Consider the following 18629-nt stretch of genomic DNA (forward strand, 5'->3'; position numbering starts at 1 on the left):
GTGGACGGCGAGCGTCGTGTTTGCTTTTAGGAGCGACCGGACGACGGATTGTCCGAGCATGGCGAGTCCCGGAAGAGGTATCCCCTTTGTAATTGTAGATTGACGATTGTAAATTGTAGATTCAAAGATTAAAGAGATTAGGTGATTTCGGATTCTTGACGATCGAGGACTGAAGAAGCGGGGATAAAAACGAAGGGGCATACATAGTGGACGGCGAGCGTCGTGTTTGCTTTTAGGAGCGACCGGACGACGGATTGTCCGAGCACGGCGAGTCCCGGAAGAGTTATCCCCTTTGCGATTGCAGATGGACGATTTAAATTATAAAAATCGGAATTGAATCGTAAATCAATTTGTAGTCTGCGATCTAAAATTTGCAAATTACAATCACAGATTAGGTAATATTTTTCTACCTTTGCGAATTCTTAAAGATCATGAAGTTTACGAGGTTATAGAACTTTGAATACGAGTGGCTTTATGGACGTTAGGAGCGTTTAACTTTACAAACTCAAATTTAGATATGAGCAAATTCAAGAGAAATTTAGTTACCACTGCGTTACCTTACGCGAATGGTCCGGTGCATATCGGACATTTGGCAGGGGTATACGTGCCGGCAGATATTTATGTGAGGTATTTGAGAAAAAAAGGAGAGGAGGTCGCTTTTATCGGAGGTTCGGACGAACACGGGGTGCCTATCACGATTAAAGCCCAGAAAGAAGGAGTGACGCCGCAGGATATTGTAGATCGTTATCATAAGATAATAAAGGAATCGTTTGCCGAATTGGGGATATCTTTCGATATCTATTCAAGGACGAGTTCCAAAACCCATCACGAACTTTCGTCTGCTTTTTTTAAAAAATTGTATGATGAGGGTAAATTTATCGAGAAGACCTCCATGCAATTCTACGATGAGAAGGCAGGGCAATTTTTGGCCGATCGTTATATTATCGGAACCTGTCCGCATTGTGGAAACGAGCGGGCATACGGAGATCAATGCGAGGCGTGCGGTACGAGTTTGAATGCCACTGACCTGATTGATCCGGTTTCGGCGATTACCGGAAACAAACCGGAACTGAAAGAGACCAAACATTGGTATTTGCCTTTGAATGAGTATGAGGATTGGTTGAAGAAATGGATATTGGAAGAACACAAGGAGTGGAAGCCGAACGTGTACGGACAGTGTAAATCATGGTTGGATAACGGCTTGCAGCCGCGTGCCGTCACTCGGGATTTGGACTGGGGTGTACCTGTCCCGATCGAGGGAGCCGAAGGCAAGGTCCTTTACGTGTGGTTTGATGCTCCGATCGGGTATATTTCGGCCACGAAAGATTTGACGCCGGAATGGGAAAAATATTGGAAAGACCCGGAGACCCGGATGATTCATTTTATAGGAAAAGATAACATCGTGTTTCATTGTATAATCTTTCCGGCCATGTTAAAGGCCGAAGGGTCTTATATCGTTCCGGATAACGTTCCGGCAAACGAATTTTTGAATTTGGAAGGCGATAAGATTTCGACTTCTCGGAATTGGGCGGTATGGTTACACGAGTATTTACGTGATTTCGAGGGGAAACAGGATGTATTGCGTTACGTTTTAACGGCCAATGCCCCGGAAACGAAAGATAACGATTTTACTTGGAAGGATTTCCAGACCCGGAACAATAGCGAATTGGTAGCGATATACGGTAACTTTATCAATCGTACCTTGGTATTGACACAAAAGTATTTCGATAACCGGGTACCGGAACGGGAAGAACTGACGGATTACGATCGGGAAGTATTGGACGAGATTCCTCGGATTGTCGAACAGGTGGAAAAGAACCTGGATACTTTTCATTTCCGGGAAGCTTTGAAAGAGGCTATGAATCTGGCTCGTTTGGGGAACAAATACTTGGCGGATACAGAACCTTGGAAGGTGATTAAAACGGACGAGGGGAGAGTGAAGACTATTTTGAATATATGTCTTCAGGTTTCAGCCGATCTTTCCACCTTGATGGAGCCTTTTATGCCGTTCTCTTCGGAGAAATTGCGAGGTTTCTTGAATATAGAACCGATAGCCTGGGAGGCTATGGGCGACCAGGTTATTCCGGCAGGACATCGTTTGGGTGAAGCAGGGTTGTTATTCGAGAAAATTGAAGATGCCCAGATACAAGCTCAAATCGATAAACTGTTGGCGACGAAAAAAGCGAATGAACTGGCTGCAGTAAAAGCAGCTCCGGCAAAAGCCAATATCAGTTTTGAAGATTTTTCAAAGATGGATATTCGCGTGGGGAAAATCACAGCCGCCGAGAAAGTGGCTAAAACTAAAAAATTGATGAAGTTAACCGTGGATACCGGGATAGATCAACGTACGGTTGTGTCCGGTATTGCGGAATATTATACCCCGGAAGAAGTCGTCGGACGTCAGGTCAGTATATTGGTGAACTTAGAGCCGAAACCTTTGAAAGGGATAGAATCTCAAGGAATGATTTTAATGGCGGAGAATGCAGACGGAACTCTTTCTTTTGTAGCTCCGGAAAAAGAGTTAAAACCCGGGTCTGAAATTCGCTGACAACTGCAATAAAATAGCATATTTTAAAAATATTTTTAAGAGGTGTTGTTCCTGTAATATAGCCGGGACGACACCTTTTTCATAGGAAAAATTAACATCTAATAAAAAGAACTCTCTCTCTTTTTATAAAATGTTAAACTCGTCTAAAAAATAGATATATTGAATCGAAATACTACCTTTGTAGCTCTCTTAATAAAAAATAAAAAGAAGTGTGAAATGTAATTTTTATCCTACAAGAAATTAATAATTGATTAACATTAAGGGTGCTATTTTGCTTACGAATTAAAAAAGTTAGATTATGAGAAAAGTGTTATTAAAATGCCTGATGTTGTTTATTCCGATGCTTTGTATGTCGTTGGCTACGTTGGCGGACGGCGTTATCAAAGGGAAAATTATTGATGCTAAGACGAACGAGGCATTGATTGGAGCAACTGCAACGATAGATGGGACTTCCATCGGGGCTGCTGCCGATATTGATGGGAAATTCGTGATTAAGACAAAAAAGGAAGGGAAAATGGTCATTTTATTCAGATACGTGGGGTATGAGGAGTTGAAGAAAGAGATAGATTTGAAAGACAAAGAGTTGGATATGGGAACTATAAAACTTACTCCTGTGACGGTAGGTTTGGATGAGGTGAAGGTAACAGCTTCTATTGTGACGAAAGATCGTGAGACCCCGGTGGCTATTTCGAATATCACTCCCTTAATGATTGAAGAAAAATTGGGAAGTCAGGAGTTTCCCGAAATTATGAAATCTACCCCTTCTATCTACGCGACGAAACAAGGCGGTGGATACGGAGATTCTCGTATTAATATGCGGGGTTTTGATTCCAATAACATAGGTATTTTGATTAACGGTATTCCTATCAATGATATGGAGAACGGAAGGGTGTACTGGTCGAATTGGGCCAGTCTTTCTGATGTGACTCAATTTATTCAGGTACAGCGCGGCTTGGGGGCTTCTAAATTGGCTGTTAATTCCGTGGGAGGAACCATGAATATGATTACGAAGAGTACGGATGCTATTAAAGGCGGTGGTTTATATTACGGAATAGGAAATGACGGTTACTCGAAAGCCGCTGTAAATGTTTCGACCGGATTGATGGAGAACGGATGGGCTGTAAGTTTAGCCGGATCCAGAACAGCAAGTACTCATGGGTATGTAGATGCGACTAATTACGAGGCATGGGCTTATTTTGTGAATGTGTCCAAGCGAATCAATGATAATCATCGTCTTTCTTTTACTGCTTTCGGTGCTCCGCAATGGCACAATCAACGCGGACAAATGCATACGATTCAGGAATATCGCGATAACCAAAACGGGACGAGATGGAATTCCAGTTACGGTATCTTGAACGGTGAAATATTCAACGGTCCTTATGCCTATAACGAGTATCATAAGCCTCAGATGTCCTTGAATCATTACTGGACGATTGACGAGCGTTCTTCTTTATCTACGGTGGTTTATTTGTCTTTCTCTAACGGAGGCGGAAGACGTAGCTATGGTGTTAATAAGAATTAGTTACAGTACAACTATACGGACGGAAAGCCTTACGAAGAGACGAAACTTACCCCGGACGGTTTGTTGGATTACGATGCCGTGATGAGAGAAAATCAGGCTTCCACGACCGGTTCCTTGTTAGTTTTGGCAAATGCGATAAACTCTCATGATTGGTACGGTGCGCTGAGTACCTATACCAATCAGTTAACCGATAATATCAAATTAACGGGAGGTTTGGACGTTCGCTACTATAAGGGGTATCACTTTATAAAAATTACGGATTTGATGGGGGGTGCTTATTATAACAATAAGTCTGATTTATTGGCTTACCAGGATCCTAACGTGGCTTTGAAAAAAGGAGATAAGATCGCTTTTGATAATACCGGAGAGGTCCTTTGGGGCGGTATTTTCGCGCAGGGAGAGTACGTGAAAGATAATTTTTCGGGATTCCTCTCTTTTTCGTTGACGGACGAGGCCTATCGCCGTATAGATAACGGTGCCTATAAAAAAGGTGACCCGATGCGTAAAACAAGTTGGCAAAACTTTTTGCCTTGGGGACTGAAAGCCGGAGCTAATTATAAATTCGGTGCTTTTCACAATGTTTATTTGAATGGCGGTTACTTTAAGCGGGCTCCTTATTTTAATGTGGTTTTCAAGAATAACACGAACGTAATTACACCGAACGTGAAATACGAGACCGTATACACTATTGAGGGAGGATACGGTTTAGAAATGCCCACTTTGACAGCCAAGATAAATTATTACTATACCCGCTGGAATGATCGCGGTTTGACCAAGAGTGTCGGTAACGGAAACGTGGCTAATATACGCGGCCTGAACGCCTGTCACCATGGTGTCGAATTTGAAGCCGAATACAAACCCGTTTATAATTTTAACCTAAAGGGAATGTTTTCGTGGGGTAACTGGGTTTTAACCGATAACCCGACGATGGTGGTTTTGGATGCAAGCAACGAAGTTATTAGCGAGAATGAGAAATTATACGTGAAAGACGTGCATGTGGGCAATTCGGCTCAGATGACTGCTGCTTTAGGAGCAAGTTACGAACCGTTCCCTCGTTTTAAGATCGGAGCCGATATGAATTTCTTCGGTAAAAACTATTCCGATTACACGATTGAAAACCGTGTTGCGGCGAGGGAAGAGGGAATCGATTCGTGGAGAATGCCGAATTACGTCACGGTAGATGCCAATTTACGTTACGGCTTGGATTATAAGGGCGTGCGTTTTACCCTGTACACGAATATCAATAACGTATTTAATGCAAAATACATTGCCGATGCTAAGGACGGAGCTTATCATAATGCCGCTTCTTCTTTGGTATATTACGGATTCGGTAGAACTTGGACACTGGGATTGAGATTGAATTTCTAATGATTAAAATTGAAAGATATGCGTAAAATATATAGTTTGATAACATTGGCATTGTTGGGGTTGGCATCCTGTAATCCCATGTCGGATGTGTATGATGATTTGGATGCCAATAAAGAGCCTGTTCATGCCGATATTGTTTACACGCTTGCGGATGCGGACTATGCCACGATCGCCTCTTTAGCTTATAAACGTTGCGAAAACGCTGCAGACTCTGCAAAGGTGAAAACTATCGCGGATAATAAGAATTTTTCTTCTTCTGTTCCGGCTAAAAATTATATTCCTGATTTTTTAACATCGAAATATCCGGCATTGAATAAAAATTCAACAGCTATGGTTACCTATAATTTTTATACGGCGGCAACCAGAATAAATAAAAAGACGTTGGGGGTAGCCGATTATAAAAAAGTAGGAGGAAACGTGGCTCAGTATCTTTGTTTTACGGGGGGAATGCCCGCGAACCGGGATAATATGACAAAGGCTATCGATGCCGATGGAGAAGACGGAGAATTGCTGATCGTGACTTATAACGAGACCTCCGATGCGGTTGACGGAAAAACGGCCAATGTGGTGAACTTCGAAATGAATAAGTATGATTATAAGAGTATTCTGGATTGGGTGAAGAGCAACAAAGAAGAGTTCGTGGATGGAAACAAAGAGTTTTATTTCGGTGTGGATGCAGATCGTCCGAATTTTAATCTGAGCAAAAAAGATTGGGAGAAGTACCAGGAAAAGCACGGTGTGACCATAACGGATGCATTTATCCTTCAACAGGTTAGATCCGGTATAAAGATTTTGTTGGCTAAATTGGGGAATAAGGCTGTAAAGGATGTGATTTACAATGTCAGATATGCCACTTATGGAAACAATAGCGCTCCGAAAAGTGTCGCTTATAAATGTACTTTAGCCGGAAAGACTCCCGAGTTTGAGATCGTAGGGAGTGTGGATCCCGTGTTGACCAAGGAAGTGGTTGCCGTATTCTCGTATAGCGAGAGGTATGGAAACTGGAGTCCCTACACGAAAAAAGATGTTTATATCGTGACGGCCGACGATTTCAGCCAGATGGGTAAGACCGATTGTTTCAATAGCGATGCGGACAATTATTTGCCTCAATTGTTGACGTTAAAATTCCCGTACGCCCAGGACAAGGATGTGGTGACGTTTATTTATAAAAATGACGGAGGAAGCAGTTACTCCATCTATACGGACGAGTATACTTTTACCGCAGGAGCCTGGATGAAATACAATCCGGTTTCTCAGAAAGCAGAACAATTCATGCATAATGGAGAGAAGTGGTTTGCTAATCCTCACATTACATTCGAAATGGGGAAATCGGATTATCAGTATATGTTGGATTGGGTTGATAAAAACAAACATGCTTATTTGGACGAGAAATATCCGGATACCGGAGAGTTCTATTTCGGTTCTACGACCTATAACGTGAATATCAATATGGGCGTGTCTTTATTGGTAAAATATGACGAGTTGGCTGGTGTTAACGAGTTAGCGGGCAAATCCGATGAAGAAGTATTGGAAATCCAGAAGCAGCGTTTGATTACGGAAGGTTTCCCGGCCGTCTTAGAAGGAAAATATCCCGAAGCAGAGCCGGTAGTCGACGGAACGCCGATCGAATACACGATTCGTTTCAAGAGCTATTCTCCGCGCGCTAATTGGGAGGTGAAGTACAAAGGAATAGCGAAGGGTAAATTCGAATACATCGAAGACAGTTATAAAGAACTCCAGTAGATAAAAGTTTTTGGATAGGAAAATCCGGTTCATTCATGAACCGGATTTTTTTATTTGTGAATAATTAAAGATTCAGTGATCAAATGCCTGTCTTGCCCTCTTTCATTACTTGATTATAAATTAGAAAAATGCTGAGATTTAGTGATTCCATGATTAGGTGATTCGATTTTAATCCTACAATCGTCATTTTTTCTATTGTCAATTTTAAATTGTAGATTTTAAATTGGACGTAATTTTTTAATCTGTAATCTGCAAGCGTCAATCACATAATCCTCCAATTTCTAAATCTTAGAATCCTTTAATCACCTGATCATATCGTACCTCTCCCCGTGGATTATTGGTCTAAAATGGTCTATTTGTAAACGGGATGAAAAATATTTCTCATTGCGTCCAAAAATGAATTAAATATGATTTATATTTGAGTTTTAATTGTATGTTCCCATAAAATACAACAAAAATGACAGGAAAGCAAACTCATTTGCATGAAATCTCTATGGATGAGGAAAGATTCAAAAATCTTTTTTATAGCTATTTTGCCTCTATGTGTGTGTTTGCCGAACGTTATTTGGAGGATCGGGAGGCAGCCAAAGACGTGGTACACGATGTGTTTTGCCGGATATGGGAGAAGCCGGAAGAGTTGATGGCTGTGGATAGCGTGAAAAATTACCTTTATATGGTGGTGAAGAATCGTTGTCTAAACGTGTTGCGCAGACAATGTATTCATCATTTGTATTCGGAACGAAGCCTGTTAGAGGTAAAGGGGAGTGATCTTTTTTTTGAAAAGGAGGTAGCCAGAGAGGAGTTGTACCGTTTATTGGAAAAGGCTATTTATACGCTTCCGGATCGAAGTCAAAAAATACTTTTATTGAAACTTCAGGGATTAAAGAATCAGGAGATAGCGGAAAGATTGAATGTTTCTGTAAATACGGTTAACACGTTGAAAGCGAATGCTTATAAGGTTATACGTGTATTGCTGAAGGATAAATATTTCCTTTGTTATTTTCTTTTTTTGCAAAAAAAAAGAATTTTGATTCACTACTTTTCGGAATGAATGTGTCTATTAAGCGTGTCAGTACGGTTAATAGAATTCAATGAGTCAAAATTTGCACGATAAGATAAAACTGATCTTTTATCGGCTGTTGGGTATGGAAGAGGGGAAGGAGAGGAAAGAGTTAGACGAATGGTTAGAGAACTTTCCCTCCGGGCAACAGTTGTTGAGAGAGATGTCCGATGGAGAAGCGTTTGAGAAACGCAAGTTATTTATAGACGGTCTTCAGGTGGAACAGGAGTGGCAACGCGTGATCTCCTCCCGCCGAAAGCATTTCTTAAAAAATATTTATTGGCGTGTTGCCGTGATCTCACTTCCTTTTATGATAGGAGGGAGCGTGTTATATTGGGCCGGTAAAAAAGACCCACACCCCTATATAGCTAAAAGTCAGGTGATAGATGTTCGTCCGGCTACTCGGGGTGCCGTTCTGGAATTGAGCGACGGTACCTTGTGTGAATTGCGGGAAACACCTCAGCGCATCAACGAACGGAACGGTAAGGAGATCGTGAAAGATTCGGTCTTAAACTACCAGGTACAAACACGTCCTGTCAAACAACAGCTAATCTATAATCGGCTTCGCGTGGGCAGGGGGCATGAGTATATGTTGATTTTGAGTGACGGTACAAAGGTATGGCTAAACTCCGACTCCGAATTACGTTATCCGGTTTCCTTCGGGAAAGATATGCGCCGGGTCAGTTTATCCGGTGAGGCCTATTTTGAGGTGGCTCCGGATAGTACATCTCCTTTTATCGTGCAGGTCGATGAAAGATTTGAGGTGAAGGTGTTGGGAACCCGTTTCAATATAAAAGCTTATCTGACGGATATCCGGTACGAAACCACCTTGGTGGAGGGGAAGGTGCTGGTGAAGCAACCGGAAGGAATGGGGGTCGTCCTGAACCCTTCGGAACAGATCGTGATCGGGCGTGACGGAGAACATGAGTTGCGGGAGGTGGATACCGACTATTATTTGGCTTGGCATGAAGGATGGTTTTATTTTAACGACGAACCGTTGGAACAGGTATTAGAGATGTTCGGGCGTTGGTATGATGTTTCTTTTGAATGTTCGGAAGATGTTTTGAAAAAGCTCCGGGTTACCGGAAAAGTAAAGCGGTTTGAAAATCTGCGTGAGATTTTGGATATGGTAGCGAAAATAGCAGGAGTCGATTTTCAGCTTGAGGACAAAGTGGTAAAGGTAAATAAGAAATAACCGGGAGTGATTGGCCCCGCTCCCGATTATCATAAACAATAATAAATTATTATTCATTCAAAGACAAAGTTATGAAAAAAAACGAAGAAGTGCACCCTTCTCCCGGGGGATGGCGTGTGAAAAAATGGTTATTATTTATGCAAAATCTATTGGTTATTTTACTGATGACGACCTTCTCTCTTTATGCCAATCAGACGTCTTTGGCACAAAAGGTTTCCATTCAGGTCAGCAATGCGAATTTGAAAGTCGTTATCGGCATGATTGAAAAGCAGACCCGGTTGGGGTTTATGTACAACGAAATGGAAGTCGTTTCGGTTAAAAATCTGACATTGAGCGTGAAAGAGATGGAGGTCTCCGAAGTGTTGGATATCCTGTTAAAAGGGAGTCCTTTGGTGTATTCCATAGACAAAAAGACGATTTTGATTACTAAAAAGACGGCAGTGGCTACCGATACCGTTAAAGCTCCCGTGAAATGGACGATTAAAGGAAAAGTAACGGATTCGAAAAAAATTCCGCTTCCCGGAGCTTCGGTGTACGTGAAGGGTACCACCTTGGGGGTCTCCACGAATGATAAAGGAGAATATGCCATCACGTTGACGGAACAGAAGAATCTCTATCTTTTCTATTCGTTTATCGGGATGAAGACGAAGGAAGTGTTGATTAAGGGGTCTAAAACGATTGATATTTTATTAGAGGATGAAGCCTCCGATTTGGATGAGGTACGGGTGGTCGCTTACGGAAAGTCGACCAAACGGCAAATTACGGGAGCCGTTTCCTCCATCAAAGGCGAAGATATTTTAAGTGTGCCGAGTTCCAATATAGCGTCCTTGTTGCAGGGGCGCGTGGCGGGAATGGATATTGCCAATATCAGCGGTTCCCCGGGAAGTGCCGGAACAGCTACGATCGTGCGCGGTTTTAATTCGCTGAATTCGGAGCAACGGAATTTGAGTTCTCCGCTTTGGGTGATAGATGGGGTTCCGGTTTCGAACATGACTTCGGCCGTAACGGGAACGAGTGTGTTGGCGGAGATCGACCCGGAGATGATCGAGTCTATCGAGGTGTTGAAAGATGCGGCGGCCGCTTCTTTGTACGGTTCCCGTGCGGCGAACGGGGTAATTTTAGTTACCACGAAAAAGGGAAAAGAGGGGCAGAGAATAATTAAAGCCGGGATTTCTTATACTTATTCTTATCTCCCGAAATTTCCGACCGTTTTTGCGGGAGTGGAAGCCCGGCGTTACAAATTGCAAGCGTTGGAAAACGAATGTTCTGCTTACCTGAATTCGGACCTGCAACAACCGGTATATCCCGTGAGTTATGAGGATGCCTACCGGATGGCTCAACTTTATAGCGGAGGAAAGCCTTCTTTCGGGTATTGGTGGGGTGACGGAACAGAGGGAGGAGCCAATGGTCCGATCCGGGAGTTGCAGGATAGTCTGAATCCGTTTCATAATAATTCGACCAATTGGTTTAAACGTTTTTTTAACGTGGGAAAGATTTTGAATGCCAACGTGCAGGCCTTGTATGGAGCTAAAAATTACAACGTAAGCACCGGAGTGGCTATTTACGATGAAAAAGGAATCGTGAGGAATACCGGTTTTCAACGTTTTACTTTTATGACCAACGTGGGTTTTACGCCGACGGAGTATTTTTCGATAGCGGCGAACTTTGCCGTGTCGTATGCCAAAAGGAAGAGGAATAGCGACGAGATGTCTGGGGTAAAAGGTTCCGGGGCGAATTTACCGCAAATATCCTCGAAACCGTTCAATACTTCGACTTTTTTACCTGACGGCGGAGTCGTAGAGCAAAAATTATTGGAATCCATTGACGGGATAAAAGAGAAAAACGATGATATCCGCCTACGTACCAGTCTCTCTTTAGGAATAAACTTTACTTCTTGGCTTCGTTTCGTGTCGACCAATTCGGTAGAGTATGCCCTGAGTAAAAGCAATCGATTCTCTCCCTCGTATTTGAGTACGAACAAATGGAGCAAAAGTGAAGGGAATTTTGTTGAGAACCGTATGATTCTGACAGAAAACATGCTCACGTTTAGCAGGGAATTTAAAGAGATGCACAAGGTAGATATACTGGTCGGTGCATCGGTACAATACGACCAGATGAATTCCATGGGGGGATTGGGACAAAATGGTCCGAGCGATTACGTGCATTACGTGACGGGAGGCTGGCCCTCTACCTATACCGTGCCTTGGGGAACGATGGCCATGAAAGGGTACGGTTCGAATTTTACGGAATCGGCGTTGATCAGTTATCTGGGACGGGTGAATTACAGCTATATGCAAAAATATTTGCTTGAGGCTACCATACGTCGGGACGGCAGTTCCAAATTCGGAAAAGCAAAACCTTGGGGAACCTTTCCTTCAGTGAGTTGCGGTTGGGTCTTTTCGGATGAAGGATTTATGGACTTTTTCGAGGCATTGAATTTTGGAAAGTTACGTCTGAGTTGGGGGCAGACGGGAACTCAGTTTTCGGAACCTTATTTGGCTTACGGTTTGTTTACAAAAGGCGATCCCTTCTTGGGAAATCCCTCTGTTTTACCCAGTAGCTTAGCCGGTATTGCCAATCCGAATTTATCCTGGGAGACGACCACTCAATACAATGTCGGGTTGGATCTGGATCTGTGGAATTACCGTTTGGGTATTAATATCGACTATTATTCCAGATTGACTGAAGGAGTATTGATGCCGATCCGATTGGCCGGGGATTATTCAATGATAACGAATCGTTTTGAAAATGCCGGTTCGATTTATAATGGGGGCGTGGAAGTCGCCGTAAAATACGATATTATCAGGAGAGACGATTTCAGATGGAAGCTGACCGTGAATTTTGCCCGGAACTGGAATCGTTTCGAGAGCAGTTATAACGGGCGGGATTTGGATAACTACATTCTTGGAAAGCCTTTGAACGGGATTAAATTATTAAAATCTTTAGGCATCATCCAAAACGAGGAGCAATTGGTTTATAAATACATCCAGAACGGGAATAAAGTATTTCTCTCTCCTCAGAATAATGTGCCCCAATTCTATACATTAGGCGATATGCGTTATTTGGATGCCAATGGAGGCGGAGAGATATCCGCTAAAGACGGGGTTTATATCGGTTCGCCTCTGCCGAAGGCCGTCGGAGGTATCATGAGCGAGATCAAATGGAAGAATTTTGACTTTAATTTGTTGTTTAATTACTCTTTAGGCCGGACAATCGTCAATGCAAGCAAGGGGATAGCTTTAACCGTAGACGGTCAAAGTTTAGGGGGACCTATTCTGACAGATATCCGGAAGTATACGTTTTGGACGAAACCGGGAGATGATGTGGATTTTCCCCGATTGGCATACGAGGAGGGGAAGAATAATTTCGGAACGGCAAGCGATCTTTTCGTGGAGAAGGTAAATTTCTTGCGATTGAAAAATTTTATCGTGGGGTATACGTTGCCGGAAGGGATTACGAAAAAGATCGGTTTATCGAAGGTGCGTTGTTACGTGAGTGGAGAGAATATTTTCACATGGACCAATTATACCGGTTTGGATCCCGAGTCGGTAGATATTATGACCGGTTATGATAACAGCAGGTCTTATCCTTTGAACCGGAAGCTTACATTGGGGTTGAGTGTTAATTTTTAATCGAAGAGAGTTATGAAACAGATAATAAAAATTGTTTTTTTACTAATCTCCCTTTTCGGAACTGTATCGTGCGTGGATATGCTGAATCCCGAACCGGAAAATTCCGTGACCTTTTATAATTTTTTCAAAACAGAGGAAGACGTTGCCTCTGCCGTATACGGTATTCATGCATTGTATCGAGGTATGTTTGATGGTTACCCTGTTTTTGAAGGATCGGGTGAGCTTGCAGATCATGTAAAGTCTTCCGATGATGATCTTCGGGGATTTCGAAACTTGGATGGCACATTAATCACGAATGATAGATATTTCCTTTCTTGGAAGGGGTGGTATAATATTATCACGCAGGCATTGATCGTGATCGAAAATATCGACCGGGCTAATTTACCGAAAGAGAGACATGATAACTATTTGGGACAGGCTTTGTTTTTTAAGGCGATGGCCTATTTTAAAATAGTTCAGGCTTGGGGAGATTGTCCTTACGTGAGTGTTTCGTACGAATTGAAAGAACGGGGTCGGGAATCGTGGAAAACCGTTTTGGATAAAGAGATTTTGGAAGCGGAACGGGCGGCTCTTTTGTTAAAACCCTGGAGAGAGTTGATTGATAACAAAAGTTCTGCTATAACAAGCAGGCAAATTCCCGGGAGGGAAGCTGTTTACGCTCTTTTGACCCATATGTACGCTTGGAAGGGATCGTTATGTGATGATATGGATGCCGTGCAGAAGGGGATCGATGCGGCCACTTACGTGATCAAAAAGGGAGGGTTCTCTTTGGCTAAAACGCCGGAAGAGGTTTGTACCAAAGTGATGATGGGAAAACATCCCGAATGTATTTTTGAGGTGGAATTATTATGGTCCGAGGTTTGGTTACAAGGTTATTATCATATGGAGAGTCTTTATGAAGGGTATCCGATAGTTCCTTACACGCCGGTAGGGGATATCATTAATAATACTTTGCATATCAATGCTTCGAGAGTATTGGAGATGTACCCGACTCGGGTAATCGACGGAGAAACCATTACCGATTTGAGAAGAGAGGCTTATTTTTATAAACCTGCGGAGATGATCGATAGTGTGGATTCCAAAGGATGGGCGTTTCTGCAGAAACGCCGGGAAGTGGTTTTAGATAAAACGAGTTCACCCACTAAACCGGAGACTTGGTTTCGGAACTTCGACGGAAATGTCATTGTTTATCGTTTGGCGGATATCGTTTTATTACGGGCGGAATTGTATGCTAAGAAAGGAGATACCCAGCCGGCAATTGATGATTTGAACGAAATCAGAGGACGCGCTCTTGCCAAGGAGTATTCTGCTGACGAGGGAGACTTGTATTATGCTATATTTAAGGAACGGGAAAAGGAACTTATTGCGGAGCGGCATCGGCGATATGATATCGTTCGAACCGGTTTTTACGGGGAATTATCGGATGCATGGCAAAAACTGACTCCGCAGGACGTGGAGGACGGTGCCGTTTATCTGCCAGTTCATGTCGCAGCTTTTTATGATAATTCTTATATGCGTCAGAATCGTTTTTGGGCAAAACAATGGTAATGGTGTTAATGAATAAATAATCGGATATGGATAAGATAGTATTATATTTAATCGTGGGGATCGTCCTGACAGGATGCACGAAAGAGAACTTTATCGATACGGGACTTGCTGTCGGTTATCAAGATTGTTCCATGTTGGAATATATGAAAAATAACCCGGGAAACTGGGATTCCACGGTTGTGATGATCGAACATGCCGGATTGGAAAAACTATTTGACGGGAAGGATCCCGATTATCCGAAGTTTACCTTCTTCGGGCCTAAAAAATTGTCGTTATTACGTTATCTGTTGGATAATGATATTGAACGTATTAAAGATATGGATCCGGAAGAGTGTAGGGAGATGATTTTAGAATACGTGTGTGTGGATCTGATATTAAGGAAAGATGTTCCGAAAGGAACCGCCTCTCTTCCTTGGCCGCCGATTCCCGGAGAGGGAGGAATGGATATCTCCATGTTGGGCGGGAACGCCTGCCGGTTGTTTGCTCGTACTCAGGATTATGAAGGACTTCCGGAAGCCGGGGCGACTTATATTTATTTGGAATCCAGGCGAAAGACTACGAATATCGCTACTTCGGATCTCCGGTTTACCAATGGGATCATTCATGCGTTGGCTACAAAGCATACGTTTGGATCTTTGTAGATTAAGTGATTGTGTTATTATATTGATCATCCAATCTCAAAATCATGAAATCACTGAATATGATCGGTTTAATCATGATATAATGAAGGAATTGAATTAAAAATAGAAAAGAGATGAAACAATTGATATTTGTATTTATTATCGTATGTGCTATTGCTTCTTGCGAGAAGAAGAAAGTAGGTTTCCTGATTGTGGATCAGGCCGGTTATGATCCGGACGAGATGACTGTTTTATGGGCTTCGGGGTTGGATCCGGTAGAAGATTCTACCCGGATCCGGTTAAAATTTCCCTGGGTCTCTCCGGAGGTACAGGGTGTATTGGGAACGGTGCCTTATCAATACCTGATCGATAAAATTTATACATCTGACGGGGATGAGACCTCTTTTCGAAAATATACCCGTATGCGGATCGGAGACGGAAGTTTTGAAATTCCCTTCGATCACCAGATAAAAAGAGGGAAGTATGTAATAGGCGTGACGATTAAAAACGAAGGTTACACTATCAACAAGGACTCCCTGTTTACCATTATTGTAAAATAGATAAAAAGGATGGCGGGTATATGAGAAAGATGATTTTACTGTTTTTATTGGGGCTTGTTCAGGGAAACCTTTTTGCCCAGTACGCTCCGGAAGATACGGTACCGTTGAATCCGGCGGTACGTTACGGGAGGTTGAGCAATGGACTGACCTATTACGTCTGTCGTAATACAGCTCCGCGGCAAAGGGCTGATTTTTACATTGTACAAAATGTGGGCTCCCTGATGGAGAATGACGACCAAAACGGTTTGGCTCATTTTTTGGAACATATGGCTTTTAACGGAACGGAGCATTTTCCCGGAGATGCCATCACCGAGGTATTGAAGAGAAATGGGGTGGATGTGAGTTCGCACCTGAATGCGGCTACAGGATATAACGAAACGGTATATCGTTTAAGTAATATACCGACGCAAACGGAGAGTCTATTGGATACTTGCTTGTTGATCCTGCATGACTGGTCTCGCTATATCTCTTTGGACCAACGGGCGATTGATAAGGAACGGAAAGTGGTTCTGGAAGAAGCTCGTACCACATCGGGTATGGCAAAACGTTTGTCAGAGAAGACGATGCCGGTCTTGTTGAAAGGCTCTAAATACGCGAAGCGGAATACAATCGGGGATCCGGATGTGATTAAAAATTTTAAACGCCAAGCCTTGGCCGATTATTATCATGAATGGTATCGTACGGATCTTCAGGCTATTATTGTGGTCGGGGATTTTGATGCAGAATGGATGGAGAAAAAGGTTATCGATCTGTTCTCCAAGATTCCGGTGATAGAAAATCCGACTCCCCGGCCTTTTTACCAAGTTCCATTGTCCGGTAAAGAGTCCTATGTGTTGGCCGTAGATAAGGATGTGCCTTACTCTTTCGTGTCATTGAATATTCTTTCCGAGGCTGTTAAACCGGAATGGAAAAATCATCATTATATGAGGGAAACTTTAGTCGAGGCTTTGTATGGTTTGATGTTTCAGACGCGCATCGGTAAGTTGACCCAACAGAAAAATTCACCCTGTTTGGCGGCGGATAGTAAGATGGCTCCTTTGGTAAGAGGTTATCGGGCGTATGTTATTTCGACGACGGCTAATTTGAATCAGGAGGGAAGAGCATTGGAGAAGGTATATGCGGAAAACGAACGATTGAAGCGTTATGGATTTACAACAGGGGAGTTGGAGAAGGCCAAGCAATTGTTACTGATGAGCTTTAAGACGATGTATGAGAATCTGGATAAAATCGAGAACTCGCAGTTGGTTGCCGAGTTTCAGGCTCATTTCTTGGAAAATGAACCGGCTCCCGGATTCGATTACTATTATCGGTTTGCCGAATCCGTTATTCCGACGATTACCGTGGAAGAGGTTTCAAACAAGGCGAAAAAATGGATTACGCGTGAAAATATGGTCGTATCGATTGCCGGTCCGAAAAATGCCATACACCTGACTAAAGGAGATGCTTTGAATGTATTGAAAAAAGTGGAGAAAATGGAGATGGAACCTTATGCAGAAGAGAGACCTACCGGGGATAAGGAGCTGATAACGGGAAATCTAAAAGGGGGTAAAATCGTAAAAACTACCGATTTGCCCGCTTGGGGAGCCGAAGAGTGGGTTTTGAATAATGGAGCTCGTATTCTGTTTCGGAAAGCCGACGGTGACAAAAATCAGGTGGTGATGACGGCTTACAGCAAAGGAGGGACTTCTTTGTTCGGACCCGATTTGCTTCCTGCCGCCATGATGTTGGGTAAGTTGATGCCGGCTTACGGAATCGGTGCGATGAGTCGGAAGGAGTTAATGAATTACCTGATAGGAAAAAACGTGAGCATCGCGATCAATTTGAATAATGTGGCTGAAAACATATCGGGCTCGTCCACTCCTCAATCTTTGGAGACTTTGATGCAGTTGTTTTATCTGACTTTTGAGCAACCTCGTTTTGATAAGGTAGCTCATGAATTGATGATGCAGCAGGCGAAAGCCTCTTTGCAAACTTCGCCGATGAGTGACTCTTTGCAGATGATATTAAACGATTATAATCCCCGGGTCATATTGTATAATCAGGAGTTTTTGGATAAGGTTACCTTGGCTAATATCGAAAAGGTGTATCGGGACCGAATACAGGATGCCAGTGATTTTACCTTTTTCATCGTGGGCGATGTAGATGCGGGGAAAGTCCGGCCTTTGGTTGAGAAATACATCGGATCGATTCGTTCTGTTTACCGACGCGAACATTGGAAAGATAACGGAGTGAGGTGTCCTCAAGGAGTTACCCGGAAAGTGATCGAACGACGGGGAGAAGTTGATAAGTCTGCTGTCGTGGAGGTTTATTCCAAAGAGATGGCTTATACCGTCCGGGATAATTATTATTTCGGTATTTTTCAGCATATCTTGAGATTACGGTGTACTCGAAGTATTCGTGAGGGAGCCGGGGGAACCTATAACGTGAGCGTGGAAGGTTCTTCTCAGAGGGAACCGTATCCGGTTTATAATCTGAGTATCAGTTTTGATTGTGATCCGGATCGAGCGGAAGAGTTGAAAAGGATTCTTTTCCACGAGATCGATCGGATGATCAAAGAGGGGCCGACTCAAGCCGAAATCGTACAGATCGCCATGATTATACGTAACCAACACGAACAGTCTAAACTGCATAATTCATATTGGTTGAATGTTTTAACCATGATGTCTTTGTATGGGATAGACGTGACCGATCCGAAGAATTTTAGTGAAATCGTTGATTACTTGACCCCTGAACATATCCGGAATTTTGCAGAACGTTTTTTTACCGATGCGAATAGGATGGATATTGTTTTTGAAACAAAAAAGAGATAGAGGTTGAAAGATCGGTTTTAGTT

General features: G+C 42.9%; 11 protein-coding genes. All 11 read left to right on the forward strand.

Annotated features, from left to right (window positions below; all coding sequences use genetic code 11):
- The first annotated feature begins 517 nt into the window (after nt 1-517).
- The 11 genes from metG (at nt 518) to DMB45_RS11615 (ending at nt 18606) form a co-directional block, all read left to right on the forward strand.
- Nucleotides 518-2548, forward strand: a complete 2031-nt coding sequence (gene metG / locus DMB45_RS11570; protein WP_041504231.1) for a methionine--tRNA ligase — start codon at nt 518-520, stop codon at nt 2546-2548.
- 298 nt (nt 2549-2846) lie between these two features.
- Complete coding sequence (locus DMB45_RS14935) at nt 2847-4070, forward strand: TonB-dependent receptor (RefSeq protein WP_237143305.1); 1224 nt, start codon at nt 2847-2849, stop codon at nt 4068-4070.
- Nucleotides 4071-4130: 60 nt separating this feature from the next.
- Nucleotides 4131-5438, forward strand: coding sequence for a TonB-dependent receptor (locus DMB45_RS14940; RefSeq protein ID WP_237143306.1), 1308 nt, complete (start codon nt 4131-4133; stop codon nt 5436-5438).
- 18 nt (nt 5439-5456) lie between these two features.
- A complete protein-coding gene (locus tag DMB45_RS11580; RefSeq protein WP_041505084.1) occupies nt 5457-7181 on the forward strand; it encodes a hypothetical protein in 1725 nt (574 codons plus the stop codon).
- Nucleotides 7182-7638: 457 nt separating this feature from the next.
- Complete coding sequence (locus tag DMB45_RS11585) at nt 7639-8232, forward strand: RNA polymerase sigma-70 factor (RefSeq protein WP_052634793.1); 594 nt, start codon at nt 7639-7641, stop codon at nt 8230-8232.
- A gap of 40 nt (nt 8233-8272) precedes the next feature.
- The gene (locus DMB45_RS11590) at nt 8273-9436 is read left to right on the forward strand and encodes a FecR family protein (protein ID WP_041505085.1); all 1164 of its coding nucleotides are present in this window, start codon (nt 8273-8275) and stop codon (nt 9434-9436) included.
- 71 nt (nt 9437-9507) lie between these two features.
- The gene (locus DMB45_RS11595; RefSeq protein ID WP_110688788.1) at nt 9508-13068 is read left to right on the forward strand and encodes a SusC/RagA family TonB-linked outer membrane protein; all 3561 of its coding nucleotides are present in this window, start codon (nt 9508-9510) and stop codon (nt 13066-13068) included.
- A 12-nt stretch (nt 13069-13080) separates the two neighbouring features.
- A complete protein-coding gene (locus DMB45_RS11600; protein WP_041504235.1) occupies nt 13081-14616 on the forward strand; it encodes a RagB/SusD family nutrient uptake outer membrane protein in 1536 nt (511 codons plus the stop codon).
- Between the two features lie 26 nt (nt 14617-14642).
- Entirely contained in the window at nt 14643-15257 is a 615-nt protein-coding gene (locus DMB45_RS11605; RefSeq protein WP_041504236.1) for a hypothetical protein, read from the forward strand.
- Between the two features lie 113 nt (nt 15258-15370).
- Nucleotides 15371-15796 carry a hypothetical protein gene (locus DMB45_RS11610; RefSeq protein ID WP_052634797.1) on the forward strand — a complete coding sequence of 142 codons (426 nt, stop codon included), beginning with the start codon at nt 15371-15373 and terminating at the stop codon, nt 15794-15796.
- 20 nt (nt 15797-15816) lie between these two features.
- Nucleotides 15817-18606, forward strand: a complete 2790-nt coding sequence (locus tag DMB45_RS11615) for a M16 family metallopeptidase (RefSeq protein ID WP_041504237.1) — start codon at nt 15817-15819, stop codon at nt 18604-18606.
- Nucleotides 18607-18629: the final 23 nt, after the last annotated feature.

The sequence above is a fragment of the Sanguibacteroides justesenii genome (assembly GCF_003204205.1).
GTDB classification, from domain to species: domain Bacteria; phylum Bacteroidota; class Bacteroidia; order Bacteroidales; family Marinifilaceae; genus Gabonibacter; species Gabonibacter massiliensis.